Below are 17487 nucleotides of genomic sequence, written 5' to 3'. Positions count from 1 at the left end.
GGAGTAGGGAGTAGGGAGTAGGGAGTAGGGAGTAGGGAGTAGGGAGTAGGGAAGTATGAGTTCCCTACTCCCTTTTTTTTCAATTCTATATTTACATCTTAAACTAAAAGATTATATCAGTTAGCAGCTTTGCCATCAAAAGAAGAACAATTTCCCCCCAACCCATCCACAATGGCACAGGTATTGCTAGTAATCATGCCAATATAAGTTCCAGTATCACTCCCTTTTTCTCCTAGACCATCAGCCAATAACTTTTGGTCTGAGAGTTTAACCTTTGCTTCTCTGGCGACAGTGCCAATAACCTTATCATTTGCTGTTACTTCCGCGAAAATTGTTGGCACCTTACTTTTTTTAATCTTCTGTACCAGTTCTTTCACCCGTGCTGCTGTCGGTGCTTCTTCTCCGCTAATCCCTTGCAACGCATCAGAATCAGAAAAACCGTAAGCGTTAATGTAGTACCCTAGGGCATCATGGGTAGTAATTAGTTGGCGTTGCCCTTTGGGTATAGTGGCAACTTGTGCTTTTACCCAAGCATCCAACTGTTCCAGGTTAGTGGTTAGCTGTTTGGCATTCTTGGCATACAATTCCTGATCATCTGGGTTAAGTGCTGCCAGTTGGCTACGAATTACTTCTGCCATCTTGATAACATTTTGGACATTATGCCAAATATGGGGGTCGGGCTCTAGTTCCTCATCACTGTGAGCTGATCCTGTCTTTTCTTCCTCATGGTCATGGTCATGGTGATCATCATGGTGATCATCATGACCATCCTTATGGTCATCCTTATGGTCATCCTTTTCTTGCTCGTGATCATCGTGGTGATGTGCTTCCGCCATAATTGGACTAGGCACAGCTTGATCATGCACCGCTATTTTAGGAGCTGGTGTATTAGTGGCTTGAACTAATTTAATAACTTCTGGTTCAAAGTCGTAGCCACCGTATAGAACTAGTTGGGCTTGCTCTAGGGATTGGCGAGCTGAGGTGGTAGCTTTGTAGGTATGAGGGTCTTGACCTGGTTCAATCAGACAGGTCATATCAATGGTATCTTGGGCAATTTCTGTTGTTAAGTCACAAAGCACACTGTAGGATGCTACCACTAGTGGCTTCTCCCTTGATGAGGTTTCACTGCTTTCACTACAACCACCTAGTGCTACACCAAAGGCGAAAGCAGCACTAGCTAAGAGCGTCCGAAGTTTAACTGGTAAGGGTTTCAGCATAGATTAACCCGCTTAAATTAGTAGCTATCAAGAACAAGAATCATTTTACAAGGCTTAGACTGAGAACGACAATCAGTTGCAGGCACGGTAAACTATGATATAGCAGTCCTAAATGATTCGTGAAATATATTGGCTAAAGTGATCGCTATAACCCTTGCCCAGCAACGATTCCAGATTTGGCTGATTTTACAAATGATTTAGGATTGCTATAGTGGTAGTCGTTTTCACAAAACCTAATGTTAGAAGTCCATAACCTAGGAGTCTGTTACCGAGACACTTGGGCTATTTGTGATATATCCTTCTCCCTCCAGCCAGGACAATTAACTGGCTTACTGGGACCCAATGGTGCTGGTAAAAGTACTATGGTGAAGGCGATGCTGGGACTGATTCCAGCAGTGAAGGGGGTAGTGAAATTGGCAGCCCGTCCGCTCCGGAGTCAATTAAAACGAGTCGCTTATGTTCCTCAGCGATCGGAAATTGATTGGGACTATCCGATTACGGTATGGAATGTAGTGATGATGGGTCGTACAGTCCACACCGGTTGGTTTAGGTCTCCTAGTCGCCAATCTAGAGAAATTGTTAAGGATGCGTTAGAACGGGTGGGCATGTTCGAGTATCGCCACCGTCAAATTGGCGAACTCTCTGGTGGACAGCAGCAGCGGGTATTTTTAGCGCGGGCTCTAGCTCAACAAGCCGAGTTATTATTTTTTGATGAGCCATTTGTGGGCATCGACAAAAAGACAGAAGACATTCTTTTTGAAGTTTTTACTGAACTTAAATCCCAAGACAAAACCTTACTAGTGATCAGCCATGACTTAGGAGAAACCTTAGCTAATTATGATCAACTCCTCTTATTGAATAAGCAACTGATTGCTGTGGGTTCAAGGACCCAAGTGCTGACACCGGAAAACCTGAGCAAGGCTTATGGTAAAGTGATGAGTTTAGTAGGAGCTTGATGGCTTAGTGTTGAGTGCTTAGTTTTGAGTGCGGAGCCTGCTAAGCCCGTCAGTCCCAGAGTTGGAGAGTAATACGTGTTATGGTTCACTGTTCAGCAATGAACCCAACGTAATATATACTGATCCTTGCTGGGCTGGAAAATTGATCAAACAGGATATCACAAGACTCATGACTGACTCTCAAACTGGTCGGATGTTGCTTTCCCATAACTTTGAACTATCAGACGATAGTTTTCCTGAACTCAACCGAGAAGAATTTACTCAGGTATTTGCTGAAGGATTAAGTAACTATCCATCCTTAAAGTGTCGTAAGTTAGATCATCCCCATTGGATGGTTGAGATTTTATTCCCTACTCAAGAGTTTACCCCACCTCAAGTTGGAGAATTGTGCGCTAAAGCTCTAGACGAGAAGCGGATTAGTCAAAAAAAGGGAGATTTTATGCCAGATATCTTAATATTAGGAGGTTTAAAGAAAACTCCACCGTTAAGTAATTCTCCTGATACTCTTCAAACGGGAGAATGGGGAGTTGATGTTGTAGAAACGACCTCAGCAGACCAATTTTTAACAGCCCTAGGATGGGAAGAAAAAACAGCTGGTAAAACCATCGATAATGTTTTCAAGATTGAAAAAATAAATAATGCTGCATCCTGAAGTTACAGCATTTTTAAATTGAGTGAGTTTTTTAGGAGGGAGAAGGATGAAATAGTTTGGAGGTTTTTGGTATTCTTAAAAATCCGCAATAAGATTGTTAATTCCCTATTTATATAGCAATTATCTATGCCATGAGGTACAAATGGATCCCCCTAAATCCCCCTTATCAAGGGGGACTTTGAGGTTTAAAAGTGTACTTCATAAATCCTAGAAACGCTATAGATGCTATTGACACTTAATAAAAATCTCCCCATCTCCCCATCTCCCCATCTCCCCACACTCCCTATTACCTATTCCCTTTGATTTATTATGAATTGGCTGATTGAGCCCCTAGGTTTTGAATTTATGCGGAATGCGATCGCAACGGCTGTGCTGTTGGGGATATTAGGCGCAGTGGTAGGCAGCTACTTAATTGTACAACAAATGAGCCTGATGAGTAGTGTGATTGCCCATGCGGTTTTACCTGGTCTCTCAATCGCATTTTTTTTAGGAATAAATATCTCTATTGGTGCCTTTATTGCAGGTGTCCTTAGCGCTTTAGTTGTTGCCGTAATTCCTCAGCGTACGCGAGTCAAAGTGGATGCAGCAATGGCGTTGACTTTCAGCAGTTTTTTAGGGTTGGGAGTGATACTAATTACGGTGCTGAAAACTAACCAACTTGACTTAGAAAATATTCTTTTTGGTGACATCTTAGGGGTGAGACCAGGAGATGTCTGGCAAACCCTGGTGATTACAGGACTAATTTTACTATTAACAAAGTTATTCTATAAAGAGCTATTATTCTATACCTTTGATCCCTTGGGAGCCCAAGCTAGCGGTTTACCGGTAAAAGTCATTTATTTTGGGTTAATCTTGGCGATTACTCTCACCATTGTGGCCAGTATGCAGACGGTAGGGGTGTTGCTGGTTATTTCTATGTTAATCGGACCCGCCACTACGGCTTATTTATTAGTAAAAGAATTACATCACATGATGGGTTTAGCCTCAATGATTGGAATTTTTTCTAGTGTCAGTGGCATGTATATAAGCTATTATTTTAATTGGCCATCAGGTCCAGCAATTGTAATGGTAATCTTTGGCTTATTTCTCCTGGCATTTTTGTTTAGCCCAAGGCAAGGTATTCTCACGGAGCCAGCGATAGCAGGTCGCCCGGCTAAGTTATTGAATCTGCTGAAAGAATTATTGAGATTGAATCGATAAGAATAATATCAAGTTTAGTTTAAGACTTATAAATATTAGAGAATAGGCACTAGGTACTAGGTCATAAGTACTAGTAAACTTGGAATAAAAAATTATCACAATTGATTAAATAGTCCTATAGATACATTAGGATGTTCAACATTCTAGAGTATACTGAAGAAATCAATAATAGTGTAGTGTAAGGGCTAGCAATACCCATGCACTAGACCTCAGCTTACTCTAATCTCTGGTCATGGTTGAAAAACTTACAGTTAAAAATTTTGCTGGTATCGAGGAACTAGAGATTGAGGTTAAACGAATCAATATCGTGATTGGACCTCAAGCTAGTGGTAAAAGTGTATGTGCTAAACTTCTTTTTTACTTTAAAAACTTTGTTTGGAAAATTTTAGCTACAGTAGAAAATGAACAAAGTGAACATTACCTAGATTCAAACTACTCTCAAACTTTCCAAGACTACTTTCCCCCAAAGTCATGGGGAGAGCATAATTTTTACATTAAGTATGAAATATCTACTGTTTTTATTGAAATTACCAGAAATAAAGAAAATAAAAATAAAATTAATATTACTTATTCAAAAGTATTTCAGGAAATAAAACAAGAACTATTAAAAATAAAACAAGAAAGATTATCTGAACTAATAGATTTAGATGAAATACTCTCTAACAAACTTTTAGAAAGTATACAAAAAATATGGGAGCGGAGAAAAATTATCGAAAAAAAATATGATAAAAATTATGAATTCGAGCTATTGAAAAGAAGATTTTTGTTCAGTAGGGAAATTATAAGAGAACAGTTAATAGAATTTTTGGTGATTTCATTATGCGATGAGGCAGCTTATACCCAGCTTTTTATTCCTGCTGGTCGCTCTTTCTTTGCTAACCTCCAAAGTAGTATATTTTCTTTGATGTCTAATAAGAGTGTTATCGATCCATTTCTGATCGAGTTTGGTTCTACTTACGAAAGTATAAAAGGGTTGAATGTGAGAATGATCAATCAAACTAAAAATAGGAAAGAAAAAGAGATAAACGATGAAATCGACCGGCTAATCAAGAAAGCTTTATGTGGGGAACATATACAGGAAGAAGGCGAAGATTTTGTGAAGATGGCAGATGGAAGACGGATTAGTATTGCCAACTCTTCTTCTGGTCAGCAAGAAACATTTCCCCTGACGATTATACTTTCAGCATTACCTTTTTTAGTTGATGAGGATTCGGCTGGACAAACTGTTTATATTGAGGAACCAGAAGCTCATCTATTTCCAAGCGCACAACGAAATATTATTGAGTTAATCGCCTGTGTCTTCAATTCTGATCGGGACAAACTTCAATTCTTTATCACCACCCATAGTCCTTACGTCCTAACTGCAATCAATAATCTGATTCAAGCTGGTATGCTCTATGAAAAATATAGCCAGGATACCTTACCTAAATTAGAAAAAATCGTTCCTAGATATAAAGCCCTGAGTACCTCTGATTTATCAGCCTATGTCCTAGAAAATGGCAAGGCTAAAAATATTTTATACAATGATACTGGCTTGATCGATGCCAATCTTATTGACGGTGTTTCTGATCAGCTAGCCATTGAGTTCGATGAACTGCTGAACTTAGCTTAAGTATTTATGAAATCTTGCCTAGGGTGTGAGGAATATAAGGATGACAAAAAAATCGTATTATCAGAAAACAGAAGTAAACTAACGTTCCTCAATCCCAAGCGAGATAAAATAAGAATAATTAAAGTTGATGGCTGCGCTATCGTAGATAATAAAACTCTGCGCTGTGATTATCTCCTTGTTCCTACTAATAAAGTAGAAATTTATGTAGAGTTGAAAGGAAGTAAGATTAAACATGCAGTTGAGCAGATAGAATCGACTATTAGGTTACTTTCAGATAACCCACAAAAAATCAAAAAGCTGTGCTTTGTAGTTTCTACTCGCGTTCCGAAGCTAACAACGACTATACAACAGCTGAAAATTAAGTTTAGTAAGCACTATAATGCTAGTTTAATAGTTAATAATACTCCAGATACTTATGATTTAAGTTCCGTTACCATCTAGGAAAAAAGTACGTAAGCCTATGCTTAGGCTTCTTCTTCTTGACTTTCTTGAGAGTAAAGTCACTGTATGCTCCTTCAGTCTCCTGATTTTGAGGCTAACTGGTTGAGCTGTGTCTATTTTATAGGGAAGTCCGAAGAAAGGTGACAATGACTCAACTGGAGCTATTTAATACTGCCTCTATCACCAGTCTTAAAAAAGTCATAAATGTAGCTAGTGTCCCCCAACGTAGCCCATTTCGCTATGCTGGTGGTAAAACTTGGCTAATACCCCAAATTCGCCAATGCTTGTATAATAAAGGTGGTACAGATAAGGAACTTTTTGAACCTTTTGCTGGTGGAGATCGTGAAACCCGCGAATGTGGAATGACCAGGAATCTTTATAACTCCGATGCTGAAAGTCGCCCTTCGATTGGCTCGTATTCATCTTCCAACAGCCAAGTTTGGGTTTCATCATAGGTTGCTCCAGTAAACACAACCTTGTAATTCTCAGCAGGATCGTACACACGACAACTACCTGATGAATTACCGAGTAACAGCAGGATGTACGGAGGGGATAGCATGGGGTCAATCCAAACTTCAGCGAAATCCCACTCACTATTGGCTGGGTCGAGTACGGGGAATAACATGGTATTGGTTTTTTCCATCAATTTTCACCTCTCCATAAAACAAGGGAGTGCTTGGGCTACCATCGGGGCTGATTCTGTAACCAATTGAATCAGCGAAGAACAAACCGTAACGCTCATATCCTCGTATGACTCCGGTAAACTCTCCTGTCTCTATGATGGCTTGAGCAACTCTTTCCATTGTGGCTTGATTGTTAAAAACATGAGCCGATCGGCCTCGCCTGAGTAACCGCTGTACTTGTGGTGTGCCAGGTAGATGCTTGGCAATGTGTCTAGAATCCAGAAAAATCTCACGATCGATGCCACTCATACACTAGAAAGATCGAGTGTTTTGAGCATACCAAATTTATGGTATGGAGCAAGACCACAAAACCCCCTCAACTGCAGCTGTATGGCAGGTCATTTTAATAGTGGTGGAATTCTGGCTGATGGTGCTAGCTTTATGAAAAATGGGGAAAATGGTAAAGGAATCACCTCACGCTGGTATCCTGAAACCTTGAAAAAGCGTATACTTTCTATTGATAAAATCAAGACAAAAATTAAATTTATTGCCGGGGATGGGTTTGAGGTTTGTGAGCAAAATTATCACCGCAACGATGCTATTTATTTCATTGAGCCACGTTATCTAAAAGCTGGTCGCAGGCTCTATCGCTATTCAGCAGTTTATCATGAAACTGTATTTAAACTTGCTAGCCAATTGGAAGGCGATTTCTTAATGAGCTATGACAATACAGAAGAAATAAGGGATCTAGCAAGTCGCTATGAATTTGCTGTACAACCTATTGCTATGAAAAACACTCATCATGCTGAGAAGACAGAATTGCTGATTGGCCGAAATTTGGATTGGTTTTTAGGGGAGTGATTATGTGAAGGCTGACCCAAACGATGTTGGCGTAGCCTTCCCGAAGGATAGCCGATAGTCTGGGGCGACTCCTTCGGGAAGGTTAATTAGGCACGCCAAGGCTTGTGGTAGCTGGGTTTCGTACCTCAACCTAGCCTAGGATAGGACTACTGAGCTTACCGGACAAGGCAGAAATCTGGAAGGTCTTCAATTGGAATTCCCTCATCGCAGGGGCCAGTAAACTTGAATGCCTCTGCTTCAATAAAATCACCAGTAACATTACCGACTAGATCATAGTTTCCTGAGAGTTCCAACTTTTTGACTGGTGCTCCTTCTTTCAAGTCATCTTCTCTCAGCTCGACCCAAATAATATTGGGGGATAAAGTTGATTCAAAGTAATAAACGTTGCTAAGGTGATTTGCTGCTGTTCGCCAAATGGTAGGGGAAATATTGGGTTGTTCTGGATCACTTGCTCCGAATGGAACTGATACATTGCGCATGACCGACATTACATTGGCCAGTGTTTGTCTGTCGGACTGAGGAGTAGGTAGATTCTTTAGGTAATAGCTCGCTCGTACATACCTGTCAGCTGCTCGGCGTGTTCCAGGTAGCATAGCATCGCCACCTACTGACTCCCAATAACCATTGAGTGCTATTTGCTCCTCGTAGATAGGAGAGTTGGTCATCACCGCAAATTCCTTTCCATGGTGAATAACCAGCTTGCCTTCGAGGTGTTCAAAGATAGCCGAGTCACCCAGTGGATCTGAAAGAGAAAAATGGAGTGTAGGGGGATGGGTGAGACCGCTGTCGCTAGGAAGCGGTGAGGCAACGACTTGCAACTCATCGTTCTCCAATGCACTTACGGCTTCCTGAACCGTTGCAAAATTGTCCAAAATATACTGAGTATATGCTGACCATGATATTCCCTCACGGGAGGTGTCACGCTCGCCGAAATCTGCTTCGCCAAGATACAGCATATTTGCCATCAAGCCTTTTTCATTCAACCCGTCAGCAGTAGCTGTATCGAAGCCAGCAGCGATCACAGTTCCATATTTTGACTTCCACTCAACAGAATTATTACCTACTACCCCATCTCGCTCCATTCCAGCCGGAAACATCCATAGATTGGATTTAATGTCTTCATACCAATCCATATTGCGGCCAGTGACAGCATAGGTCGGTGTGACGTCTTTTGTATAAGACGCATGAAGGACCCGTGAACATGCTTGAGCATCACTCAAAAAAACCAGATTTATGATTAACCCACAGATCAATAATGCTTTGAAAGTTCGCACAATGAAGTGCATAACTTATGCCTCCTGTCTTTATGCATGTAGATTGCACCAGTAAGGAATGTATCATATCCTTCCAAATTTCTCTAGACCTCGCCACTAGTGATCGTGCCACGATCCCAACCTACCTTTGAGAACCTGGCAACTCAAAGGACTTGGACTCACGAGCAAGCGCTACCATAATCAGTACCTCTGACCTTGGCGACTCGGAGGGATTGGAATTATAGGCGATCGCCCCGCTTTTACCGAAAAAATTGGGTAATCGCGCCCCGTCCTTATAGGACGGCTTTCTTTTTAAGCTAAAACTTGACAGTTTTCACAGAGCGTGTTAGTTTATTAATATAAACAATAAAGTAAAAAGCTAGATAAATACTATCTAATCAATAAGTAGGCAACGTAAAAAATATGTACGAGATACATATTGCGTAATTTGGTCTAACGACTTAAACGTCTATGAAAAAAGTTAGATTAAAAAAGTATCTATCTATTTATAAGAGCTGATTCCTAAAGTAAAGATTAAGAGGCTAATCGACGAATCATCAATCGAATTAGAGACCCATAAATCATTGCCTCACTATTCTCGACATGCATCTCGTAATCTTTGCTCAGACGGCGATACCGATTTAACCATCCAAAAGTTCTCTCAACCACCCAACGTTTGGGTAAAATCTCAAAAGTGTCAGTAAGACGTTTAATGACCTCGACACCCGCCCCACAGAGTTGCCGAACAACCCGTGCAAAGTTCTGACCCGAATATCCTCCATCTACCCAAACTATTTCTGTCTGACAAAGTTCTTCTGAGTTTTCGCTAATTACTGTAGCTGCTCCCAAACGTTCTGGGGCATTGCCTTCAGTCACTAACACCCCAATCATTAGACCTTGAGAATCTACTACCAAATGGCGTTTACGACCTTTGACTTTCTTGCCGCCATCGTACCCGTACACCTCCCCCTTTTTTCCGTCGTTTCTACCGACTGTGAGTCTGCGATCGCTACTGTTGATTTTTCAAATCGTCCCAACTTTTCTCGGAGTTGGTGTCGTAGTGTGTCATGGATTTTCTGCCAAATTCCTAGGCGTTCCCATTTCTGGAAATATTTGTATACTGTCCCGTGATGGGGGAAATCGTGGGGCAACATTTCCCACTGACAACCAGTGCGCTGTACATAGAAGACTCCATTGAGAATTTCTCTGAGGTCTACGGTTCTAGGTCTTCCAAATCCTTGGGGAAGCGGTAACAACGGTTTAATAATTTCCCACTCTCGGTCACTGAGATCGCTAGGGTAAAGTCGGCGGTGTGGTTTGGCAACTTCTGGAAGACGACTCATCAAACTTTTATTCTCTAGAGTTAGCAATATTGAGGTGAGTGTGCTGAGCTTACTTCCTTTTGCTCGCTGTCCAGTTTTCCTTTATTTTTTCTTTAGGAATCAGCTCTAAAAAAGAAAGGTACGGTGGGGCACACCGAAACCTAGATCCTAGATCTAAACGCTTTAGGAGATTCGGCCTCTACTCTTTCTGGTTCCGGCCTGATTGAGCAAGCTGAGTTGTTGATTAAAGAATCCCCGCTCTTATAGGGCGGGGAGTGTCAATCCCTGGGAGAAACGATACCTACGACTTGGGATGCTTAAGGGCAAGGCAGCTGCACGAGACTAGCTTTGGGGAAAAACCAATCCTTTCTCCTCGTCGTTCGCTAGGGTAAGGGGTTGGGAATTCCTTAATTCTATAAGCGTAATTATGTTGTTGAAATGTAACTAATTCAACAACATAATTACTCTCAATTGAGGTACTCTTAATCCCCAACGCTTGATTGCGATCGCCAATCCTGCGAGCAGCCACTAAGAACAAGTCTAATAAGGGATGCCTTCAGGGAACATTACGGCAATCCGTTTTTTTCGCATCTCAGCTTCGGACATGCAAATTTCCTCAATCTGATTAACGACATCTTCTTCAATGCCAAGATATTTGGCCATTTTGTGGACTGATGCCTGTTCATCCGGATGATATTCTGCATCAGCAGCACAAGCCTTAACGGCGGCATAAATAATCGCACGACGACCGTTTTTGTCTAGAGTGGGGGCTTGGGCAAGAACCTCAAGTAAATCATCATCTGCCGGGTAATCTTTTGCCATATCATACTCGGTATTGCTATGGTAACAAGCAGAACGACCAACAACCCAGTTTCTTTCTTCTGGTGTCAGAGTGCCATCTCCTTTTGCACAGATCATAACCGCTTTTACAAGGGCATTATAGTCCTGCTCCGGCGGGATTGTTTTTATCCCATACAACTCATTATATAACCACAGCCGACCGTCTAGATCCTTATCTGACATATTTAATTCTCCGTTTTTAGTCTTTCGACTCCATCAGTTTAATATGATCTACCGTGGTGCGATTAAGATTTTAGATTTAACTTTTGTAAACTCGAACGAGCCGTTAAGGGGATATAGCCAGGCTGAAAGCAATAGTGGAATTGGCTTTCAGGGATTAATGAAAAAATACATATTTTTAGATCAGGGCTATTTAATTCTAAAAATCGGCTCTTAGGTTTGCTGTTTCATCAACCCACTCATCGAATCTATATAGCATCATTACCAAATTATCAGTTATCAGTTTTCAGTTGTTATTTTTTAGTTATCAGTTATCAGTTATCAGTTATCAGTTATCAGTTATCAGTTTTTAGTTGTTAAGTTTTAGTTATCATTTCTAAATTGTTAGTTGTTAATTATCAATTTTAATTTACTAGTTGTCAGTTGTTAGCTATCAGGTGCTAGGATAGCCATTGTGCAGCATGTAAGCTAGCGTAAGCGCAAAAAAATGCACTCATAGGCATTGCTGAAGGGCGGGATAAATATGAGTGGAATAGGCATCCTGCCCGCCCGAAAATATATTGAAACTGGCAAGATGCCAGTTCCACGCAAGATGCCCATTCCACGCAAGATGTCTATTCCACAAAACTATTAAAATTATCCGGCATTTATGCAACACCCATAAGAGTTGTATGATTAGGATTAGCAATAAAAATACTATTGCTGTTTTTAGTCAATTGGGAAAAGAGTATAATGCCACACGCTATAGTAACTGGAGGCTCCACCGGCATTGGAGCTGCTACCGTAGATAAGTTCGTAGCCGAGGGCTTCTCAGTATCTATTCTTGATACAAATGTATCTGCTGGTCAGCAGCTCGTTGAAAAATATAACAGCAAGGTCATGCTTTTTAAAGCTGACGTGGGAATAAGAGAGGAGGTACGTCTAGCAATAAAGTCTGCAGTTCTTAAGTTCGGTACTCCAGACGTACTATTTGCTAATGCTGGGATTTATCGTTTCACTTCTATCTTTGATCTTAGAGAAGAGGATATGAGGAACCTGATCGAAGTAAACCTGTGTGGAGTACTCTACACAGTAGCCGAAGTCGCGCCACTGATGCGTGAACAGAAGAGTGGAGCAATAGTCTTAATGTCCTCTGACCAGGTCTTTATCGGTAAAAGCGGCTGTCTTGTCTATGGTGCAACTAAAGGTGCTGTAGGTCAATTGGCAAAGGGGCTCTCCGTAGAACTGAGCGAGTATGGCGTTAGAGTCAACGCTGTATGCCCAGCATGCGTTCGCACCCCTATGACCGAGAAGATTTTTCAGGAAGTTGCAGATACTCAAAAAGAAGATATAGAAAAAGTATGGGCAAGAGAAGCACAAGCACATCCAATAGGAAGAGTTGCTTCTCCTAAAGACATAGCTAGTGTTGTTTATTTTCTTTCCCAAGACGGTGCATCATTTATGACTGGAGCGCTCATTCCGATAGATGGCGGACTCACGTCTCAGACTCAATCATTATCATCCCTCAATGTTTCGGATACTTAAGCCCAAAAAAACCTCATAAAACTGTGGGAAGGGTAGGGAGATGGGGAGATGGGGAGATGGGGAAAATTTTTATTAAGGGTAATTATCCCGACATGATCTAAAAGAATATTCAAGCTGGAGGCAAATAGGAGCGTGCAAATAAGATAATAATATTTATCTACTTGGAGGTATTGACAAAATTGCTTCGCCTTTGTCAGGTTATTAGCTTTTTTTGCTCAGGGGGTGACAAGCTAATTGAAAATCTTACAGGGGTTAGGTTTTAGGGGTTAGGTGAAGCGTGAAGATTGCCCTTGCCGGATGGATTGATTAAAACTATCATTGACGAAGTATGCGTGAAAATTGCTTCAATTGCTGGCAAATACAAATGACTCATCGCACTCATTTTACCCAATACCTAAAACCTAACACCTAACACCTATCTAGGTTTGAGCTTTGTTGTCACCCCGTGAGCTTTTTTTGACTCCTAGCCCTTAAACCTTTCTTAGCTCATCACAGAAGATTCTTCTTGAACAATTACGTTTTTAATCTGTGTTGTTGTTGATCTATATTTAGAAATGCTAAAAGATATCTTAAGCAATAAAGTATGGCTCGTAACTGGAGCGAGTGGATATCTAGGTGGGGAATTATGTAAAAAAATTAAAACAGATTATCCTTCTATTTATTTGATAGCAACAGATGTAAACACTCCCAGCCACAATTTGTATGATGAGTTTATCATCGGCTCTTTGGAAAATTTTGAGAATACAGTAGTTCATAAAATATTAACAGGCAAAATTGATTTAGTAATCCATCTAGCAGGTGTTGCAGTTGAAGGATGGTGCTTTAAAAACCCTATTGAAACCTGTGAATACAACATACGTGCAGTCTATATCCTCTTAGAAGCGATAAGAAAAAGTATTTATCCATGTCATCTAATTTTGAGTACAACAGATAAGGTTTATGGACGAGATTCAACTCAAATAAACCCCTATGTTGAAGACGATCCTTTGTTAGCAAAAAGTATCTATGAAACCTCTAAAGTCTGTGCAGATTTGTTAGCTCAATCCTTTTGCTTTACTTATCAATTACCGTTAAATATTGTACGTTTTGCTAATATTTATGGAGGCTTAGATAGGAATAGTTCACGTCTAGTACCACGTACTATACAAAGATTGCAAAATGGTCTACCTCCTGAATTACGTTTAACCAATAATGGTCAGGAATATACACGGGATTTTATTCATATCTCAGATGCTATTGAAGGTCTTATAATGGTAGCCAAAGCTTCATTAGATTCAAATTCCAATATTATCGGTGAAATTTTTAATATTAGTAGTGGTAAGGAGTATCGAATAAGAGATATCCTAGATATTATTATTAGTATTTTCCAACCAGGAGTGAAATATGTGGAGGTTAAAGGAGGAGTAAACTATTCAGAGATTGTCAATCAATGCGCTAGTAATAAGAAGATGAAACAGGTGTTAGGATGGGAGCCTAAAATTTCTTTAAAAGATGGGTTAATAATGATTAGAGATGAGTATGGTAAAGAGTAAATTATTCCTGGAATATAACATGCAATATTAAATCGATACTGGCTAATAATTTAAGCCTAAAAGATACATGCTGTTTTGGGAAGACCTTGGACTATGTTATGAGGATCCGGATCTTCATGACAATGAAATGAGGGTTAATTGGCGACTTGATCGAGTATGATATCATTGCCATCAAAGCTTTATATAGTCAGCTTTTGAGAACTCATGTCGCACCCTGAGCGACTCAACACACTTAATTGTCTATTCTTCCTTTATTCTTCCCTTAGCAAATTTCTTAACTGACCAAGTTATGTCAACAATAATTAAAGCAGTGTATGAAAAATTTCAGAGTAATCCCTGATGTCTAGTACAACATTTGGACTCCACGGTAAGCTTTATGAGTACTTTCACTCAGTTTCTTTGCGAGAAGCGGAAATTTTGACTCAACTCAGACAAGAAACCGCACAACATCCTATGGGTGTAATGCAGATTGCCCCGGAACAAGGGCAGTTTATGGCACTACTGATACAGCTAATGAACGCAAAGAAAACTCTGGATATAGGAGTATTTACAGGGTATAGTTCTCTAGTAGTAGCATTAGCCTTACCACCAGATGGTAAAGTAGTCGCTTGCGATACTAGTGAAGAGTATACTGCGATCGCTCGTCGCTACTGGCAAATGGCAGGAGTAGCTGAAAAAATTGATCTCCACATTGCACCAGCATTGGAAACTCTAGACCGTTTACTAGCAGATTTTCAAGGTGGTACATTTGATGTTGCCTTCATTGATGCTGATAAAGCTAACTATGATAGCTACTATGAGCGTTCCCTTCAATTAGTTCGCCCAGGTGGACTAATTTTGATCGATAATGTGCTCTGGTTAGGTAAAGTAGCAGATCCGGAAATAACAGATAATAGAACCGAGTCTATTCGTGCTCTTAATCAGAAAATCCAACAAGATCAAAGAGTAACTATTAGTCTGGTACCGATCGCTGACGGCTTAACCCTAGCACTGAAACGTCCTTAGAGAACCAGGGTAAGGGCAAGAATCAATCAGGAGGCATTATTATCAACAATATTGATAAAAAAGTGCAATAGTCCTGAGAATCAAGGCTTAACATGGTCATCATCCTTTAAGCTAAGTCTCTATGGCTGTAATGGCACAGTCTAAGGGTTACCTTCAGGGGTGTGAAACCAACTATCTCGAAAAGCTGATGCTTTACAGCCGTTTTCGGATGGATTGACCTCACTAGCTTTAGCTTTAAGCCCCCTAAATCCCCCAATTCTGGGGGACTTTAACTCAATTTCCCCCAAAGTTGGGGGGTTAGGGGGGCAACACTTGCTTTAGCCTACAGGTTCGCTGTCAGAGTAGTAAGTTATCACTGCTATTGCTCACAAGCTCAACCCTACACTCCCCTACCCTCGTGAGTCTAGCTAGGTCACTACAAAAGACTACAGCAAGAATTATGCCTTGGAGTGTCAAACACAAAATCCGTTACAGTATGTAAATAAGCGCAGTTACCTTTTTAACCCAGGCACAATGGTATCCTCTTCCTCGATTGCTGTCAGAGAACTCCCCATATTTCCCCTACCTGAAGTCGTTTTATTTCCTGGACGCCCTCTACCGTTACACATTTTTGAATTTCGCTACCGAATCATGATGAACACGATTTTGGACAGCGATCGCAGATTTGGTGTCATAATGTGGGATCCTGTTAAACAGGAACCAGCTACAGTTGGCTGTTGCGCTGAAATTATCCACTTTCAGCGTCTTCCCGATGACCGAATGAAAATAGTAACCTTAGGTCAGCAGCGGTTTCGGCTCTTAGAGTACGTTCGTGAAAAGCCCTATCGAGTTGGACTAGTGGAATGGATTGAAGACCAGCCACCTGCTGAAGACCTCAAACCAAAGGCACAAGACGTGGCACAGTTATTGCGGGATGTTGTGCGTCTTTCCGCTAAGTTGACCAACCAGAAAATTGAGCTACCAGAAGACCTGCCCGATCTACCGATTGAGTTGTCTTATTGGGTTGCTAGTAATCTGTATGGCGTAGCCTTAGAACAGCAGGCACTTTTAGAGACCCTAGACACGGAAAAACGTCTAGAACGGGAAACCGAAATTCTCACTTCTACTCGCAATCACTTAGCAGCACGCACTGTACTCAAAGATGCCTTAAATTAAGCTTTGATGATAAGCTTAAGACAGAATAGACCTCGTAGAATTATTACTTTCTTGATACTGTTTTCATCAATTATTTTCCCTTCCCTTGTCGGAAGTTCCCTAGTCCCTATTCGGTGCTACCAGCGCTATAACAACATTTTTGTTCACAGCTGACGGTTAACTGTTGACAGTCGAATTATCAACATTTATGAGGGTGTAGCTGCCAAAAATCTTGAGGATTTCCTGATCAGGAATTATTTCCTCAAGAGCAGCTTTAAATAATGGTGCATACAGATCTGATTCCAGTTCAATAAAGAATATGTACTCACCAAGTAATCGCTTGGTGGGACGAGACTCAATCCGACTTAAATTAATACCTCGACGAGCAAATACCTGGAGTGGTTTAGACAAGGATCCAGGTATATTAGCAGGAGGACTAAATGCTAAGGAGGTATGACTGCCTCCAGGAGATGGCTTTAAACTCAGCACCCAAAACCGGGTGAAATTATCGGGATAGTCATTAATGTTAGATGCGAGTACTGGTAGAGTGTAAAGCTTTGCTGCTCGTTCAGATGCGATCGCTGCTGCTTTGTGATCTTTATCCAAAAACTGTAGCGCTTCAGTAGTGGAGTTGGTCGCTACCAGTTGCACTGATGGCAGAAAATGCTCTAACCACCCCTGACACTGAGCCAGGGCTTGGGGATGGGAATAAACAATTTTAATGTCTGCCATGGTTGATGCCCGTGACATCAGACAATGTCTGATTGGCAAAACCAGAGCCTGTTGGATTTGTAGCTGATCTAGTTGCCAAAGTCGATCTAGTGTCATGGTGACACTGCCTTCAATGGAATTCTCTACAGGTACCACTGCTAGATCAGTTTGTTGGTTAGCTACTGACTGTAAGGTTTGGGCAATGCTGGGATAAGGACACAATAGGGATTGCTGACCCTGTTGTTTCTGGAGTAGCTCAGCATAAGCTGTGGCAGCGCCTTCTGTATAAGTTCCTGGTGGTCCGAGATAGGCAATAGAAAGTGACATAATAGACAATATAATTTGAGTTGTGAACAGAATCGTTTAGGGAAGGGCAATAGGCAATAGGCAATAGGCAATAGGCAATAGGCAATAGGCAATAGGC

18 protein-coding genes are annotated in these 17487 nt (G+C 41.0%); 11 read left to right on the top strand and 7 right to left on the bottom strand.

From position 1 onward, the window contains the following. Nucleotides 1–116: 116 nt before the first annotated feature. On the bottom strand, nt 117–1217 hold the full coding sequence (locus tag AC4II3_RS22600; protein WP_488014492.1) for a metal ABC transporter solute-binding protein, Zn/Mn family: 1101 nt from the start codon (nt 1215–1217) through the stop codon (nt 117–119). Nucleotides 1218–1453: 236 nt separating this feature from the next. Between AC4II3_RS22600 and AC4II3_RS22595 the strand changes: the two genes are divergently transcribed. The 6 genes from AC4II3_RS22595 (at nt 1454) to AC4II3_RS22570 (ending at nt 6533) form a co-directional block, all read left to right on the top strand. Beyond that, nucleotides 1454–2173, top strand: coding sequence for a metal ABC transporter ATP-binding protein (locus AC4II3_RS22595; protein WP_488014490.1), 720 nt, complete (start codon nt 1454–1456; stop codon nt 2171–2173). A gap of 169 nt (nt 2174–2342) precedes the next feature. Further along, on the top strand, nt 2343–2825 hold the full coding sequence (locus AC4II3_RS22590; protein WP_488014488.1) for a DUF2656 domain-containing protein: 483 nt from the start codon (nt 2343–2345) through the stop codon (nt 2823–2825). Between the two features lie 309 nt (nt 2826–3134). After that, nucleotides 3135–4025: a metal ABC transporter permease gene (locus AC4II3_RS22585; RefSeq protein WP_488012481.1), complete on the top strand. Its 891-nt coding sequence runs from the start codon at nt 3135–3137 to the stop codon at nt 4023–4025. A gap of 232 nt (nt 4026–4257) precedes the next feature. Next, on the top strand, nt 4258–5637 hold the full coding sequence (locus tag AC4II3_RS22580) for an AAA family ATPase (protein ID WP_488012483.1): 1380 nt from the start codon (nt 4258–4260) through the stop codon (nt 5635–5637). 6 nt (nt 5638–5643) lie between these two features. Next, the gene (locus AC4II3_RS22575; RefSeq protein WP_488012485.1) at nt 5644–6078 is read left to right on the top strand and encodes a hypothetical protein; all 435 of its coding nucleotides are present in this window, start codon (nt 5644–5646) and stop codon (nt 6076–6078) included. A gap of 146 nt (nt 6079–6224) precedes the next feature. Next, on the top strand, nt 6225–6533 hold the full coding sequence (locus tag AC4II3_RS22570) for a DNA adenine methylase (RefSeq protein ID WP_488012487.1): 309 nt from the start codon (nt 6225–6227) through the stop codon (nt 6531–6533). On the opposite strand, the gene AC4II3_RS22565 is transcribed toward AC4II3_RS22570, so the two are convergent. Next, a complete protein-coding gene (locus AC4II3_RS22565; RefSeq protein ID WP_293080984.1) occupies nt 6455–6721 on the bottom strand; it encodes a hypothetical protein in 267 nt (88 codons plus the stop codon). The genes AC4II3_RS22570 and AC4II3_RS22565 overlap by 79 nt on opposite strands. Next, nucleotides 6672–7010: a DUF6972 family protein gene (locus tag AC4II3_RS22560; protein ID WP_070395690.1), complete on the bottom strand. Its 339-nt coding sequence runs from the start codon at nt 7008–7010 to the stop codon at nt 6672–6674. Before AC4II3_RS22560 ends, AC4II3_RS22565 begins: the two co-directional genes overlap by 50 nt. 81 nt (nt 7011–7091) lie before the next feature. Between AC4II3_RS22560 and AC4II3_RS22555 the strand changes: the two genes are divergently transcribed. Continuing rightward, a complete protein-coding gene (locus AC4II3_RS22555; protein ID WP_488012490.1) occupies nt 7092–7562 on the top strand; it encodes a hypothetical protein in 471 nt (156 codons plus the stop codon). 155 nt (nt 7563–7717) lie between these two features. Here the strand turns inward: AC4II3_RS22555 and AC4II3_RS22550 are convergent, their stop codons facing one another. From AC4II3_RS22550 to AC4II3_RS22540, 3 genes are all read right to left on the bottom strand, one after another. Beyond that, nucleotides 7718–8848, bottom strand: coding sequence for a linear amide C-N hydrolase (locus tag AC4II3_RS22550; protein ID WP_488012492.1), 1131 nt, complete (start codon nt 8846–8848; stop codon nt 7718–7720). A gap of 501 nt (nt 8849–9349) precedes the next feature. Beyond that, nucleotides 9350–10158, bottom strand: a protein-coding gene (locus AC4II3_RS22545) for an IS5 family transposase (RefSeq protein ID WP_488029376.1) whose coding sequence is annotated in 2 segments (ribosomal slippage) — nt 9350–9792 and nt 9792–10158 — 810 coding nt in all. Because the reading frame shifts where the segments join, the coding sequence is not laid out codon by codon here. Between the two features lie 519 nt (nt 10159–10677). Continuing rightward, nucleotides 10678–11160 (bottom strand): tellurite resistance TerB family protein, encoded by a 483-nt coding sequence (locus AC4II3_RS22540; protein WP_488012494.1) that lies wholly within the window; start codon nt 11158–11160, stop codon nt 10678–10680. A gap of 729 nt (nt 11161–11889) precedes the next feature. Here AC4II3_RS22540 and AC4II3_RS22535 point away from each other — a divergent pair. The 4 genes from AC4II3_RS22535 to AC4II3_RS22520 all read left to right on the top strand — a co-directional run bounded on the left by AC4II3_RS22535 (nt 11890) and on the right by AC4II3_RS22520 (nt 16373). After that, nucleotides 11890–12681 carry an SDR family NAD(P)-dependent oxidoreductase gene (locus tag AC4II3_RS22535; RefSeq protein ID WP_488012496.1) on the top strand — a complete coding sequence of 264 codons (792 nt, stop codon included), beginning with the start codon at nt 11890–11892 and terminating at the stop codon, nt 12679–12681. A gap of 554 nt (nt 12682–13235) precedes the next feature. Next, complete coding sequence (locus AC4II3_RS22530) at nt 13236–14213, top strand: NAD-dependent epimerase/dehydratase family protein (RefSeq protein WP_488012498.1); 978 nt, start codon at nt 13236–13238, stop codon at nt 14211–14213. 339 nt (nt 14214–14552) lie between these two features. Continuing rightward, on the top strand, nt 14553–15218 hold the full coding sequence (locus AC4II3_RS22525) for a class I SAM-dependent methyltransferase (RefSeq protein WP_488012500.1): 666 nt from the start codon (nt 14553–14555) through the stop codon (nt 15216–15218). A 513-nt stretch (nt 15219–15731) separates the two neighbouring features. Then, complete coding sequence (locus AC4II3_RS22520; RefSeq protein ID WP_488012502.1) at nt 15732–16373, top strand: LON peptidase substrate-binding domain-containing protein; 642 nt, start codon at nt 15732–15734, stop codon at nt 16371–16373. Between the two features lie 156 nt (nt 16374–16529). Here the strand turns inward: AC4II3_RS22520 and pheA are convergent, their stop codons facing one another. Next, complete coding sequence (pheA, locus tag AC4II3_RS22515; protein WP_488012504.1) at nt 16530–17390, bottom strand: prephenate dehydratase; 861 nt, start codon at nt 17388–17390, stop codon at nt 16530–16532. Between the last annotated feature and the right edge of the window lie 97 nt (nt 17391–17487).

This window comes from Moorena sp., assembly GCF_982860115.1.
Note: the sequence above shows the minus strand (reverse complement) of the source record. Positions and strands in the feature narration are given on the sequence as shown.

Excerpts from the sequence above, each read along its gene's own strand:
- AC4II3_RS22570 (WP_488012487.1), top strand. The coding sequence starts at position 6,225 with ATGACTCAACTGGAGCTATTTAATACTGCCTCTATCACCAGTCTTAAA.
- AC4II3_RS22565 (WP_293080984.1), bottom strand. The coding sequence starts at position 6,721 with ATGGAAAAAACCAATACCATGTTATTCCCCGTACTCGACCCAGCCAAT.
- AC4II3_RS22550 (WP_488012492.1), bottom strand. The coding sequence starts at position 8,848 with ATGCACTTCATTGTGCGAACTTTCAAAGCATTATTGATCTGTGGGTTA.
- AC4II3_RS22575 (WP_488012485.1), top strand. The coding sequence starts at position 5,644 with ATGAAATCTTGCCTAGGGTGTGAGGAATATAAGGATGACAAAAAAATC.
- AC4II3_RS22530 (WP_488012498.1), top strand. The coding sequence starts at position 13,236 with ATGCTAAAAGATATCTTAAGCAATAAAGTATGGCTCGTAACTGGAGCG.
- AC4II3_RS22580 (WP_488012483.1), top strand. The coding sequence starts at position 4,258 with ATGGTTGAAAAACTTACAGTTAAAAATTTTGCTGGTATCGAGGAACTA.
- AC4II3_RS22560 (WP_070395690.1), bottom strand. The coding sequence starts at position 7,010 with ATGAGTGGCATCGATCGTGAGATTTTTCTGGATTCTAGACACATTGCC.
- AC4II3_RS22585 (WP_488012481.1), top strand. The coding sequence starts at position 3,135 with ATGAATTGGCTGATTGAGCCCCTAGGTTTTGAATTTATGCGGAATGCG.
- AC4II3_RS22520 (WP_488012502.1), top strand. The coding sequence starts at position 15,732 with ATGGTATCCTCTTCCTCGATTGCTGTCAGAGAACTCCCCATATTTCCC.
- AC4II3_RS22555 (WP_488012490.1), top strand. The coding sequence starts at position 7,092 with ATGGCAGGTCATTTTAATAGTGGTGGAATTCTGGCTGATGGTGCTAGC.
- AC4II3_RS22540 (WP_488012494.1), bottom strand. The coding sequence starts at position 11,160 with ATGTCAGATAAGGATCTAGACGGTCGGCTGTGGTTATATAATGAGTTG.
- AC4II3_RS22595 (WP_488014490.1), top strand. The coding sequence starts at position 1,454 with ATGTTAGAAGTCCATAACCTAGGAGTCTGTTACCGAGACACTTGGGCT.
- AC4II3_RS22600 (WP_488014492.1), bottom strand. The coding sequence starts at position 1,217 with ATGCTGAAACCCTTACCAGTTAAACTTCGGACGCTCTTAGCTAGTGCT.
- AC4II3_RS22525 (WP_488012500.1), top strand. The coding sequence starts at position 14,553 with ATGTCTAGTACAACATTTGGACTCCACGGTAAGCTTTATGAGTACTTT.
- AC4II3_RS22535 (WP_488012496.1), top strand. The coding sequence starts at position 11,890 with ATGCCACACGCTATAGTAACTGGAGGCTCCACCGGCATTGGAGCTGCT.
- AC4II3_RS22590 (WP_488014488.1), top strand. The coding sequence starts at position 2,343 with ATGACTGACTCTCAAACTGGTCGGATGTTGCTTTCCCATAACTTTGAA.
- pheA (WP_488012504.1), bottom strand. The coding sequence starts at position 17,390 with ATGTCACTTTCTATTGCCTATCTCGGACCACCAGGAACTTATACAGAA.